The organism is Streptomyces sp. (genome assembly GCF_036566765.1).
Classification (GTDB): Bacteria; Actinomycetota; Actinomycetes; order Streptomycetales; family Streptomycetaceae; genus Streptomyces.
In genome coordinates, this window is record NZ_DATCVQ010000670.1 from 1 (window position 1) to 12,337 (window position 12,337).

The following is a 12,337-nucleotide window of genomic DNA, read 5'->3' on the forward strand; positions in this document are numbered from 1 at the left end:
ATACGGTCCACTGACTGCTAGGTGGTTGGGGTGTCGGAGACGGTGATGGTCCAGCTGATTCCGTGTGGGGCGAGGAAGGTGAGGAAGCTGGTCGGGTCGAATGCCTGGGCCGGGGCGAGCACACCTGGTTCGGCGCCGTCCGCGGCCAGCCGGCGGGCGGCTTCGACGGCGATCACGGCAGTGATGCCGTAGGTGTCGTGGCCCCGTACAACCCCGCGGATTGATTGGCCGTCGCGGCTGACGGCGTCGATGAGGTAGGTGAACCGCTGGGTACGACGGTCCGCCTCGGTGGGTCCTTCGGGCAGGCTGTCGATGATCCCTGGAGTGAGCGGGGCGTCCAACTGGGCGGCGACCGCGGCGTCGACGTGGCTCTCGACGTGCCGGACCGGTATGTGGCGTGGGATGGTGACCACCTCTGACAAGGGGCATTTCACCACGTCGGTCGGTCGCGGGGCGTCGGGAAGAGTAACCGTGGTGTGCCGGGCGGGGGTCCCGGAACGCCAGCCTCCGTCGTCGTAGCTGAGGCCGCCGGCCTTGATCGCGTCGATCGTCTCGACGGCCGAGCGCAGCGAGCCGCGGGAGAACCCACCCCCGCCGGTGACGAAGTGGCTGACGCTGATCTCCTCGATCGACCGGACGCGTTCGGCGAGCAGGTGGGCGATCAGGTCCCCGGGGGCGCAGCCGTCGTTGGCGGCGGGGACGACGGTGACTCCGGCGCGCTGCGCGTCGCCGGTGAAGGTGTCGAAGACCGCTTTGGTGTAGAGCTGCTCGCCGGCGGTGTCGACGTAGTGGCAGCCGGCGGCGATGGCCGCTCGGACCACGGCGGGGCCGGAACTGGTGAACGGCCCGGCGCAGTTGATGACCGCGTCGCAGCCGCGGAAGGCGGCGACGAGGGCGTCGTGGTCGTCGGTGTCGGCTACCCGCTGCTGGGCCGCGCCTGCTCCCGCAGCCGTTCCCACAGTCGTCGCGGCCTCGAGCAGGCGTGTGGCGTTGCGGCCGACGAGCCGCATGTCGATGTCGCGGCGGGCCAGTTCCGCGAGGACGAGCTTCCCCTGGTATCCGCTTGCGCCGTAGACGGCGATCTTCACGTGGATCTCCTGGTTCGAGCAAAGAGTGATGTCGAGTGGTGTCGTGCGAGATGGCTGACCAATTCGCCCGCGAGTTCACCGTATGGCGGCATGGATGAGACTCCCTATGCGTGAGCGTCTACGGTTCATGCGCGACTGTCTTCGCTGGGATCGTGGCGATACGGTGACCGGGTGGATGTGCTCTCCGACGCGGTCACCGCCATGCGGACCGGCCAACCGCACTCCGGTCGGGTATGCCGGCCGGCGCCGTTCGGCATGCGGAACCCACCGGTCGCGGGGGCCGGCTTCCACATCGTTCTCCAGGGATCGTGCTGGCTGTTCCCACCGGACGGCGCACCGATCGCCCTCGGCGTGGGGGATGTGGCCTTCCTGCCCCACGGAGCCGCCCACGGCCTCGCCGACAGCCCCTCGACCCCGCTGGTGGACGCCGCCACGTCACCGGCCGAGATCCCACCCGGCCAAGACGGCAACGGGTCACCAACCGGACAGACGGACGGTTCGGCCGCCCCGACGGTCATGCTCTGCGGCGCGTACCTTCTGGACAGGTCCCGGGCGCATCCGCTGCTCGACGACCTGCCGGAGGTCATCCATCTTCCGGCCCGGGTCGGACACCACCCTGGACTACGCGCCGCCGTCGACCTGCTCGGCGGTGAACTGGAGCAGCCACGGCCAGGCGGCGACGCCATGCTGCCCGCTCTGCTGGACGTGCTGTTGCTGCACATCCTGCGCGCCTGGTTCGACGAACAATCCGCCCATGCCGCTCCCGGCTGGGCAGCAGCGCTGCGCGATCCCGCCGTCGCCGACGGGCTGCGCGCCATTCACAGCGACCCCGGTCGGCAGTGGACCGTCGCGGAACTGGCCTCCCAGGCCGGACTGTCCCGCGCGGCCTTCGCCCGACGGTTCGCCGCACTGGTCGGCCAGCCGCCACAGGCGTACCTGACCTGGTGGCGGATGACCCTCGCAACCCGGCTGCTGCGCGACGGTGACGCGACGCTGGCCACGGTGGCCAGGAAGGTGGGCTACACCTCGGCGTTCGCCTTCGCCCACGCCTTCAAACGGGAATACGGGCTAGCCCCCGGCGGATTCCGCCGATCCGCCCGGCGAACATAGCCGAGTGGGCGTGGTCCAGGGCGGCCGTGACGACCAGCCGTGCCGGTCCACGTCCCCGCAGATCAGGAGCGACGGCCACCCCGCCGACGCCCACCACCTCCCCGTCCCCGCCGAGCGTGCTCGTCATCGAGGCCGCGTACCCGGCGACACCGGACACGGCGGCGCGATCGGCTGTGGTGGTTCGCAGGTGTCAGGCGCCGGGCCGGTGAAGGCCGGCCACCGCCCATTTCGCCCGCGTGGACAGTCGGCTGAGCGCCTTCGCCGACTCCTTGGCGATGGTGTCCAGCAGGATCCGTCCGTGCGCCATGGTCGCACGCGCGAGTTCCGCGTCACCGGCCTCGACCGCGGCGAGCGTCAGCTCCAGATGCTGCTCCGTGATCAGTCGGCCGAGCCCCCGGCGGTGCCAATGGCCGCCATCGCCGCCGACCGCCGCCCGTGCGCGCTCCAGCGCCCGCCCAGCGGCCTCGAGGTCGCCCTTGCGGCGCTCCAGGCGGGCCAGGACGTACGCCTCCGTGGCCCGGTCCCATGCCGTGTCCTGGAGCGAGAGGAGGTTGAACTGGGCGCGGGCCGCCTGTGCGTGGTCGCCGATGCGCTCCAGGGCGCGGCTCAGCTTCCGGAGCCGGTCCGCGTCCGGGCCCGTGTCGTCGAGCATGTGGATGAGCGCGACCCGGGCGTGCTCGACACGACCCTGCCGGTGGGCCAGCTCGATCCAGGTGAACCCGCTCTCCGCAGCCTCATCACGCCCCTGTCGCCTCGCCTCCTCGGCGCGGGCCCACTCCACGGCTCCGGCGCTGTCGGTGACCTGCCCGGAAGTGGCCGCCCGCAGGAGCGGAACGTCCTCGTCCTGCCCGTGCCACGCCACCAGCATCGCGGCCAGCCACCGCTCCTCGAACCACTCGGTCTGCGCGGCGTTCTCGTGCTCCAGCAGGAAACGCAGCAGCGGAAGGTCGCTGTCACGGCGGTCGTACTGCGCCGCCCGCAGCGTCCCCGCCCGCAGCAGCGGATCCGCAGCCGCCTCCATCCGCGCGTCGAGGTCGCCGGAGCGCATCCGCTCCAGCGCCTCCCGTCCCGGGCCGAGGACGACATCGCGCAGGGGCTGCCGGTAGGACTCGTCCAGCCGGTATGCGCAGAGCTCATGGGAGTTGAGCAGGACGTGGTCCGGCTCGGTGCGCCTCGAGGCCGACTCCGACAGGGCGACGAGTTCGACCAGCGGCCGGTCCGGCAGACCCAGACCGCCGATCAACGCCGCTCGCTGCGCGTCCAGGTCGGGGGCGAACTCCTCCCGCGCCTTGTTGTCCGCCGCACTCGTCTCGGCGACCAGGTCCTTCTCGTCCAGCTCGCCGGAGATGTTCTCGCACCACCAGGGCAACCGGAGGAGGATCTCGAGCGCCTCGCCGACACTGTCGGCGAGCAGCACGGCGTCCCCCTCGGAGGACGCGTGGAGCACGGCCTTTCCCCCGCACAGGAAGTACGTGCCGCCGGTGTCGTCGCCGGCGATCGGCTCCAGCGACGCACCGGACGCCAGGTGCACCGCCTCGACGTGGTACGCCCGGCCTACATCGAAGTTGAACGGAAATGCGGCCAGTTCGGCCAGATCGGGGCGGCTGCGCAAGAGTTCCAGAACGCGGTCGGTCATACGACCGAACCCTACTGAGGCCGCAGCAGGAACATCCGGCGCCCGTGGGCGGTCAGTCCGCCTTGGTGCCAGGTGCCTTTACGCGTACTGCTGCCGAATCCGTTGCCGGTGTGCTGTGGCCGGCCGGTTGTCCGTCGAGTTCGGCGATGAGCCGGAGGAGTTCAGGGCGGTTGGGCCAGGCCGTGTGGGGGAACTCGTCCATGATGCGCAGTGCGGTCTGCCAGGCCGATCTCGCCTCGGCTGTGTCGCCTCGTCCGCGTTCGGCGAGGCCGAGGTGATGAAGTGCGTACGGTTCCGCGCAGCGGTCGCCGTGGTCGTGAATCAGGTCGAGCGCCGTGCGGTGGGCCTTGCCGGCCTCGTCGTACGCACCCAGACCCGTGTGGGCCTGACCGAGGGTGTCGAGCAGATACGCCTCGATCCAGGGTGAGGCCCGCAGGGCGAGCGCTTGGCCCGCCATGTCGACGGCTTCGTCGAACTGTCCCAAGAGGACATGAGACATGGCGATGTTGTTCATCAGCCGGGCGCGCAGATCCTCGGAGCCGGTTCGGCTGACCAAATCCAATCCCCTTCGTAGCGGGACCAGTGCGTCCGTGAACCGCATCAGGAGCTGATGTTCGCGGCCGAGCGAGCAGAGTGTGGAGGCGAGGCCGCTGTCGTCACCGAGGAGCGTCCACTGCCCGGCGGCACGCTCGATGAACCTCGTCGTCTCAGAACAAGGTGTCGATCAGGCGTGCGGGGACTCGAACGCGCGCAGGATGCGTTCCGCGGCGAGCGTTGCCGTCAACTCGCCTGTTCTTACCTGCTGTTCGAGGGTCGGTGTCAGGGCGCGGACGGACGGGGACGCGTGGAGGCGGGTCAGGAGTTCGTCTTGGACCATGGTCCAGGTCCAGGCCACCTGTTGGTCTCGGCGGCGGGCGGTCAGGGCGCCCGTCGCCGTCAGGAGGGTGTGGTGTTGTTCCAGGCGGTTCCAGACCGTGTCCAGGCCTGTTGAGTTGCGGGCGCTGCACGGGAGGACGGGTGGGGTCCAGGAGGGGTCTCTGGGTTGCATCAGGCGTAGGGCTCCTGACAGTTCCCTTGCTGCTGCTTGGGCGTCCTGCGAGTGGGGGCCGTCTGCCTTGTTCACTGCGATGACGTCTGCCAGTTCCAGGACGCCCTTCTTGATGCCCTGCAGCTGGTCCCCCGTTCTTGCGAGGGTGAGCAGGAGGAAGGTGTCGACCATGCCCGCTACCGCGGTTTCCGATTGGCCGACGCCCACCGTTTCCACCAGGACCACGTCGTAGCCTGCCGCCTCCATCACCAGGATCGACTCGCGCGTCGCCTTCGCCACCCCGCCCAGCGTTCCGGCCGAGGGGGACGGGCGGACGAAGGCCGACGGGTCCACGGACAGGCGTTCCATGCGCGTCTTGTCGCCCAGGATCGAGCCACCCGTCCGGGTCGACGACGGGTCGACGGCCAGGACCGCGACCCGGTGGCCCAGGCCGGTCAGCATCGTGCCGAACGCGTCGATGAACGTCGACTTTCCGACGCCCGGTACGCCGCTGATTCCGATCCTTCGCCCCTTGCCGGTGTGGGGTAGGAGCTCGGTGAGCAACTGCTGTGCCTGGGCCCGGTGTTGGGGGCGGGTCGACTCGACGAGGGTGATGGCTCGCGCCACCGTCGCTCGCTTTCCTTCGAGCACGCCCTTTACGTATGCGTCGACCTCCATCACAGGGCGTGCCCCAGGGCGGACGACAGGCGCCGCACCAGGTCGTGCGCCGCGTCCGGGATCACCGTTCCCGGTGGGAAGACCGCTGCCGCGCCCATCTCCAGGAGGGTGGGGACGTCTGCCGGCGGGATCACTCCGCCCACCACGATCATGATGTCCTCGCGGCCCTCCGCCGCCAGTTCTTCGCGCAGCGCCGGTACCAGCGTCAAGTGGCCTGCTGCCAGTGACGACACGCCCACGATGTGTACGTCCGCCTCCACAGCCTGCCGCGCGACCTCCGCCGGCGTCTGGAACAGCGGGCCCACGTCCACGTCGAAGCCCAGGTCGGCGAAGGCGGTGGCGATCACCTTCTGGCCGCGGTCGTGGCCGTCCTGGCCCATCTTGGCGACCAGGATGCGCGGACGGCGGCCCTCGGCCTCCGCGAAGGCGTTCACGAGGGTGCGGGTGCGCTCCACGGACGGGGAGTCGCCGGCTTCGGTTCGGTACACGCCGGAGATCGTACGGATCTGGCTCGCGTGCCGGCCGTACACCTTCTCCAGGGCGTCGGAGATCTCGCCGACCGTCGCCTTCGCACGGGCGGCGCGGACGGCGAGTTCCAGCAGGTTGCCGGAGCCTGCCGCCGCCCGGGTCAGCGCCTCCAGCGCGTCCCGGCAAGCCGCCTCGTCGCGTTCCTCGCGCAGTCGCCTCAGCTTGGCGATCTGCTGGGCGCGGACCGAGGAGTTGTCGACCTTCAGGACGTCGATCTGTTCGTCGGTGTCCACGCGGTACTTGTTCACGCCGATCACCGGCTGCCGCCCCGAGTCGATGCGGGCCTGCGTGCGGGCCGCCGCCTCCTCCACGCGCAGCTTGGGGATGCCGGCGTCGATGGCCTGCGCCATGCCGCCCGCCCGCTCGACCTCCTGGATGTGCGCCCAGGCCTTGCGCGCGAGGTCGTACGTCAGCCGCTCCACATACGCGCTGCCGCCCCACGGGTCGATGGCCCGGGTCGTGCCCGACTCCTGCTGGATCAGCAGCTGGGTGTTACGGGCGATGCGCGCCGAGAAGTCCGTCGGCAGGGCCAGCGCCTCGTCCAGGGCGTTGGTGTGCAGCGACTGGGTGTGGCCCTGCGTCGCCGCCATCGCCTCCACGCACGTGCGGGTGACGTTGTTGAAGACGTCCTGGGCAGTCAGAGACCAGCCTGACGTCTGTGAGTGGGTGCGCAGTGAGAGGGACTTGGGGTTCTTCGGATCGAATTCGCTCACCAGCTTGGCCCACAGCAGCCTCGCCGCCCTCATCTTGGCGATCTCCATGAAGAAGTTCATGCCTATCGCCCAGAAGAAGGAGAGGCGAGGAGCGAACGCGTCCACGTCCAGGCCCGCCTCCCGGCCCGCCCGGATGTACTCCACGCCGTCCGCCAGCGTGTACGCCAGCTCCAAGTCGGCCGTCGCCCCCGCCTCTTGGATGTGGTAGCCCGAGATCGAGATCGAGTTGTAGCGGGGCATCCGCTCCGACGTGTAGGCGAAGATGTCGGAGATGATCCGCATCGACGGCTTCGGCGGATAGATATACGTGTTGCGGACCATGAACTCCTTGAGGATGTCGTTCTGAATGGTCCCCGCCAGCTTCTCCGGCGGCACGCCCTGCTCCTCCGCCGCCACGATGTACAGCGCGAGCACCGGAAGCACGGCGCCGTTCATCGTCATCGACACGGTCATCTTGTCCAGCGGAATGCCGTCGAAGAGCTGGCGCATGTCGTAGATCGAGTCGATCGCCACGCCCGCCATGCCGACGTCGCCGGTCACGCGCGGGTGGTCGCTGTCGTAGCCGCGGTGGGTCGGCAGGTCGAAGGCGACCGACAGGCCCTTCTGGCCCGCCGCCAGGTTGCGCCGGTAGAACGCGTTGGACTCCTCGGCGGTGGAGAAGCCCGCGTACTGGCGGATCGTCCACGGCTGGTTGACGTACATCGTCGGGTACGGGCCGCGCAGGTACGGGGCCATGCCCGGGTACGTCTCCAGGAAGTCCAGGCCCTCCAGGTCCTGGCCGGTGTAGAGCGGCTTGACCCCGATGCCCTCCGGGGTCTCCCAGAGCAGGTCGTCACCGCCCGCGGCCTTCTTGACGGCCGTACGCCACTCGTCGCCGCTGCCGGCGGCGTTCGGGGTTCCCAGCTCGATCGCGGAGAAATCGGGGATGGACATCAGGACACTCCCATGCGGTCGAGCGTGGCGGAGAGCACGGCGACGGCGTCGCAGCCGGTGAAGACGTACGAGTCGACGCCGGCGTACGCGCCGGGCCGCCCCGCCAGGAACACATGCCCCGCGCCGCTCGCCCCGAGCTCCTGCGCGCGGGCCTCGGCCTGCTCCTCGTAGAGCGCGTCGCTGGAGCAGAGGCAGGCCTCGCTCGCCCCGCTCTCCTCGAACGTGCCCTCCATGACGGGCTCGATGCCGCCCGCCTGGAAGAAGTTGGCGGCGAAGGTGGAGCGCGCCGTGTGCGCCGCGGCGGGTCCGAGGGCGGAGAGGTAGATCCGCGGCCGGGCGCCCGTCGCGGCGAGGTGGGCGTCGGAGCGGGCGCGCAAGGCCTCGTACGCGTCGTCCCGACGGACGCGGGGAAGGCCGCCGGAGGGCCGTTCGGGTGCGGGCTCGCGCTCCACGAGGCGCTCGGCCAGGTTCGGGAACTCGCTGACGCCGGTGATCGGTTCGCGCCGCTTCGCGAGCTTCGTGCTGCGGGCCTCCCAGGTCTCGGCGAGACGGTCACGGATCATGCCCGAGCGCAGCGCAGCCTCCTGGCCGCCCATCCGCTCGATCTCCTGGAAGAACTCCCAGCCCGCGTGCGCCAGTTCGTCCGTCAGGCGCTCCACGTACCAAGAACCGCCCGCCGGGTCGATCACCCGGGACAGGTGCGACTCCTCGATCAGGATCGTCGACGTGTTGCGGGCGATGCGGCGCGCGAAGGCGTCGGGCAGGCCGAGCGCGTGGTCGAAGGGCAGCACGGTGACGGCATCGGCGCCGCCCACCCCGGCGGCCAGGGTGGCGACGGTCGTGCGCAGCATGTTCACCCAGGGGTCGCGGCGCGTCATCATCACCGGCGAGGTCACTGCGTGCTGCGTCTGCGCGCCCGCCCCGCCCGCTCCGCATGCCTCGGCCACCCGGGCCCACACGCGGCGCGCCGCTCGCAGCTTCGCGATCGTGAGGAACTGGTCGGCGGTGGCCGCGTACCGGAACTCAAGCTGCCCACAGGCCTGTTCGATGCTCAGGCCGGCGTCGGTGAGCTGCCGCAGGTACGCGACTCCCGTCGCCAGCGAGCAGCCGATCTCCTGCGCGGCCGAGCCCCCGGCCTCGTGGTACGGCAGTGCGTCCACGGTCAGCGCGCGCAGTCCCGGGTACTCCTCGGCGCATCGGCGCGCGAGTCCGGTCACGGGCGCGGCGTCCCAGGACTGTCCGGTACGGGCCTCGAAGCCGAGCGGATCGGCGCCCAGGTTGCCGCGCGCGGCCTCCTCGGCCACGCCCTGCTCCTCGTACAACCGCAGCAACTCCCGTGCGGCGGCGTCGACCTCCCGGCCGGCCTCCAGGACGACGGGGGCGAGGTCGAGGTACACGCCGTCCAGGACCGAGCCGAGCGAGGTCGTCGGGATCCCGCCCTCTCCGACGACCAGCCAGAGCGAGGTGACGCCGTTCTCCAGGTCCGCGAGCACCGTCCGGCCGTCCGCGGCCGTGTGCCGCTGGCGCACGTCCCAGCCGCCCAGCGTGTTGCCTTCGGCCCTGGCGCCCCGTACGAAGGGGGCGAAACCGGGGAGGCCGGGCTCGGGCGCGGAGTCGTCGGCCGCGTAGAGCGGGCGGACGCGCAGTCCGTCCTCCAGCGCGGTGGACAGGGCGTCCTCGGCGGCCGTGCTTTCCACGTCCTTGCCCGACTTGCGCAGCACGCCGGCCACCAGGCTCTGCCACTGCTCACGGGTCGCGTCGGGGAATTCGGCGGCGAGGGCGAGCCCGTCGTCGGGAAGGACTGTCATGCTCGGATGCTAGGTCAGGTTCACAAAGGAGCAGCAGGGCGCACGGCTGTGACCTTGCCCTCTCCGGGTAGGCCTTGAAGCTCCGGGAGAGTCCGTTCTATGGACCGTCCCGCTCCGGACCGTCCAGAGGGACGTCGCCTCATGCACCAGGCCGCGCCGATGACCAGGGCCGCGGTCCCGTACGCCGCCGTGGTCGTGCCGGCTCCGGGGGACAGGTACGACGCCGTGCCGGCGAGGGCCACGGCCAGCCATTCCCAGCGGGCGGTCAGGGCGGCCAGGGGGATGAGGAGGAGGGCGTACCAGGAGTAGCCGGGGGTGAGGAGGAGGAAGGCCGCGCCGGTGGTGAGGAGCGCGCCGTGGGCGGGGTCTTCGGGGTCGCCCTTCAGGACCACCAGCACCGCGACGGCCGCCAGGGCGAGCAGGGCGCCGGCCGGGGCCCAGGCGTCGGGGAGCAGCAGGCGGAGGAGGGCGTAGCGGGTGCCGTCGCCGGGGGTGGTGTAGCCCTCCTCCTGGGTGTAGCCGGTGAGGTAGCCGAGGACGGAGCCGTCGGAGAGGAGGACGTACGGGAGGTAGAGGAGAGCGACGGTCGCCGCTGCCGGGACCAGGGCGGCCAGGGCTGCGCGGGAGCTTCGTACGCCGGACAGCGCGCCCGGCAGCAGCAGGGCGGGCAGCAGTTTCGCCGTGATCGCGAGGCCGAGCAGCACTCCGCCCGTCACGCGTCGGCGGGGCAGGACGGCCAGCGCGGCGACCGCGAACAGGACGGCGAGGACGTCGACATGGGCGTTGTTGACCGCCTCCACCGCGACCGCCGGACACCACGCCCACAGCGCCGCCCACCGCGCCTCGCCCCGGCGGCGCCGCAGGACGAGCAGCAGCAGGCCCGTCACGGCCAGGGAGAGCAGCGCGCCGGAGACCTGGAGCGCCTTGTGGCGGACGTCGGCGGGGGAGACGGCGTCGACCAGCAGGAACCACGCCTCCGCGATCGGCGGGTAGATCGTGTGCACCTGGGGGCGGTTGATCCTGGTGCAGCCGCCGTCGCCGGGCGCGAGCGGCGTGACGTCCGGCCGCTCGCACGCGGCGCCCTCCGGGAAGAGCCACGCGTCGCGCAGCGGCTCCAGGGCCCGGTCGGCGGGCGCGTGGTCGTAGGGGGAGACGCCCGCCGCCTGCACCCGGCCGTCCCACGCGTAGCGGTACGAGTCCGTGCTCGTACGCGGCTCCGCCGCCAGGCCGGTGGCGGTGACCACGACCGCCCCCGCCAGGATCAGCGGGGCCACCGCGCGGGCCGGTACGCGCCACAGGGCGACGACGGCCACCGCGAACAGCGCCCAGGCCCCCGCGTACCCGGCCAGGAAGTCGACGCCCCGCGCGCCGCCGTGGAGCAGCGCCGCGAGGGCGGAGGCCAGCGCGGCGAGCAGCAGCGCGGTGACGACGACGGGGCGGATACGGCGGGCACGGGACGTACGAGGCATGGGGCGCAGCCTCGCAGCGCGCCGGGGCGGCCGGGGGGCGACCCGGCCGGGCGTTCGGGTTTCGTAAGGTGTCGGATCGCCTTTACGGGCGCTCGCGACGGTGTCATGGAGGGCATGACTTCCCGCTTGCCCAGGCCGCCTCGATCTCGCATGCCGAAGCTTCGGACGCCGCGATTCTCCGTGCCGAAGCCCCGGTTGCCGAGGATCCCCGTGCCGCAGCTCCAGCCGCCCGAGTTCAACGGTCGCCTGCACGACGCGCGCACGGCGACCGCGATCGGCCGGTGGCTCGGCATCGCCTTCGCCGTCTGCTTCGTGACCGGTCTCATCAGTCACTACCTGCAGCACCCGCCGGACTGGCTGGCCGACCATCTGCCCGCCCGGCCGACGTGGGGCTACCGGCTGACCCAGGGGCTGCACATCGCCACCGGCCTCGCCGCGATCGTGCTGCTCCTGGTCAAGCTGTGGGCGGTGTATCCCCGGCTGTTCGTCCGGCCGCCGGTGCGGTCCGTGCGCCATGGGCTGGAGCGGCTGTCCGTCGCCGTGCTGGTGGCGGCCGCCGTCTTCCAGGTGCTGACCGGGTTGCTCAACATCGTCGAGTGGTACCCGTGGCCGTTCTTCTTCGTCCCGGTGCACTTCGCCGTCGCCTGGATCGCGGCCGGTTCGATCCTGTTGCACATCGCGGTCAAGGCCCCTGACATCAGGGCCCATTGGAGCCGCAGCTCGGCGGGGACGCGCGAGCTGCCCGCCGAGGACGCGCCCGACCGCCGCTCGCTGCTGCTCGCGACCGGCGCGGCGGTCGGGGCGGTGACCCTGACGACCGTGGGCCAGGCCTTCACCCCGCTGAAGGCCTTCGACCTGCTCGCGCCCCGGCACCCCGACCGCGGCCCCCAGGGGCTGCCGGTGAACCGCACCGCCGTCGCGGCCGGAGTGACCGAGCGCGGCCTGCGGGCGTGGCGGCTGGAGGTCGTCGGGCCCCGCCCGTACACGCTCACGCTCGACGCGCTGCGGGCCCTGCCCCGGGCCGGGGCGCGGCTGCCGATCGCCTGCGTCGAGGGCTGGAGCGTCGAGGCGGACTGGGGCGGGGTGCGGCTGAGCGACCTGGTGGCGCGGGCCGGCGGCCGGCCGGGCTCGGCCGCGGTGCGGGTGACGTCGCTGGAGGTGAGCGGGTCGTACCGGGTGATGGAGATGGGCGCGGAGTACGTCGAGGATCCGCTGACCCTCCTCGCGCTCACGCTCAACGGGCAGCCGCTCTCGCTCGACCACGGCGCTCCGGCGCGGATCATCGCCCCGAACCGGCCCGGGGTGCTGCAGACCAAGTGGGTGTACCGGTTGGAGGTGAGGTGAGAG

General features: G+C 71.6%; 10 protein-coding genes. 2 read left to right on the plus strand and 8 right to left on the minus strand.

Features of this window, described 5'->3' with window-relative positions:
* Positions 1-17 precede the first annotated feature (17 nt).
* Positions 18-1,088: a saccharopine dehydrogenase family protein gene (locus VIU94_RS38895; protein ID WP_331919368.1), complete on the minus strand. Its 1,071-nt coding sequence runs from the start codon at positions 1,086-1,088 to the stop codon at positions 18-20.
* 171 nt (positions 1,089-1,259) lie between these two features.
* Between VIU94_RS38895 and VIU94_RS38900 the strand changes: the two genes are divergently transcribed.
* A complete protein-coding gene (locus tag VIU94_RS38900; protein ID WP_331919370.1) occupies positions 1,260-2,198 on the plus strand; it encodes an AraC family transcriptional regulator in 939 nt (312 codons plus the stop codon).
* Here VIU94_RS38900 and VIU94_RS38905 read toward each other — a convergent pair.
* The 7 genes from VIU94_RS38905 to VIU94_RS38935 form a co-directional block, all read right to left on the minus strand.
* Positions 2,140-2,355, minus strand: coding sequence for a GNAT family N-acetyltransferase (locus tag VIU94_RS38905; RefSeq protein ID WP_331919372.1), 216 nt, complete (start codon positions 2,353-2,355; stop codon positions 2,140-2,142). The genes VIU94_RS38900 and VIU94_RS38905 overlap by 59 nt on opposite strands.
* Before the next feature lie 33 nt (positions 2,356-2,388).
* Complete coding sequence (locus VIU94_RS38910; protein ID WP_331919374.1) at positions 2,389-3,834, minus strand: tetratricopeptide repeat protein; 1,446 nt, start codon at positions 3,832-3,834, stop codon at positions 2,389-2,391.
* A gap of 52 nt (positions 3,835-3,886) precedes the next feature.
* Complete coding sequence (locus tag VIU94_RS38915; RefSeq protein ID WP_331919376.1) at positions 3,887-4,435, minus strand: tetratricopeptide repeat protein; 549 nt, start codon at positions 4,433-4,435, stop codon at positions 3,887-3,889.
* A gap of 123 nt (positions 4,436-4,558) precedes the next feature.
* Entirely contained in the window at positions 4,559-5,539 is a 981-nt protein-coding gene (meaB, locus tag VIU94_RS38920; protein ID WP_331919378.1) for a methylmalonyl Co-A mutase-associated GTPase MeaB, read from the minus strand.
* Entirely contained in the window at positions 5,539-7,713 is a 2,175-nt protein-coding gene (gene scpA, locus VIU94_RS38925; protein ID WP_331919380.1) for a methylmalonyl-CoA mutase, read from the minus strand. Before scpA ends, meaB begins: the two co-directional genes overlap by 1 nt.
* Positions 7,713-9,521: a methylmalonyl-CoA mutase family protein gene (locus VIU94_RS38930; protein WP_331919382.1), complete on the minus strand. Its 1,809-nt coding sequence runs from the start codon at positions 9,519-9,521 to the stop codon at positions 7,713-7,715. The genes scpA and VIU94_RS38930 overlap by 1 nt, the downstream gene beginning before the upstream one ends.
* A gap of 20 nt (positions 9,522-9,541) precedes the next feature.
* Complete coding sequence (locus VIU94_RS38935) at positions 9,542-10,990, minus strand: glycosyltransferase 87 family protein (RefSeq protein WP_331919384.1); 1,449 nt, start codon at positions 10,988-10,990, stop codon at positions 9,542-9,544.
* Between the two features lie 150 nt (positions 10,991-11,140).
* Between VIU94_RS38935 and VIU94_RS38940 the strand changes: the two genes are divergently transcribed.
* Positions 11,141-12,334 (plus strand): molybdopterin-dependent oxidoreductase, encoded by a 1,194-nt coding sequence (locus VIU94_RS38940; protein WP_414721080.1) that lies wholly within the window; start codon positions 11,141-11,143, stop codon positions 12,332-12,334.
* Positions 12,335-12,337: the final 3 nt, after the last annotated feature.

Excerpts from the sequence above, each read along its gene's own strand:
- VIU94_RS38910 (WP_331919374.1), bottom strand. The coding sequence starts at position 3,834 with ATGACCGACCGCGTTCTGGAACTCTTGCGCAGCCGCCCCGATCTGGCC.
- VIU94_RS38915 (WP_331919376.1), bottom strand. The coding sequence starts at position 4,435 with ATGCGGTTCACGGACGCACTGGTCCCGCTACGAAGGGGATTGGATTTG.
- meaB (WP_331919378.1), bottom strand. The coding sequence starts at position 5,539 with ATGGAGGTCGACGCATACGTAAAGGGCGTGCTCGAAGGAAAGCGAGCG.
- scpA (WP_331919380.1), bottom strand. The coding sequence starts at position 7,713 with ATGTCCATCCCCGATTTCTCCGCGATCGAGCTGGGAACCCCGAACGCC.
- VIU94_RS38930 (WP_331919382.1), bottom strand. The coding sequence starts at position 9,521 with ATGACAGTCCTTCCCGACGACGGGCTCGCCCTCGCCGCCGAATTCCCC.
- VIU94_RS38935 (WP_331919384.1), bottom strand. The coding sequence starts at position 10,990 with ATGCCTCGTACGTCCCGTGCCCGCCGTATCCGCCCCGTCGTCGTCACC.
- VIU94_RS38940 (WP_414721080.1), top strand. The coding sequence starts at position 11,141 with ATGCCGAAGCTTCGGACGCCGCGATTCTCCGTGCCGAAGCCCCGGTTG.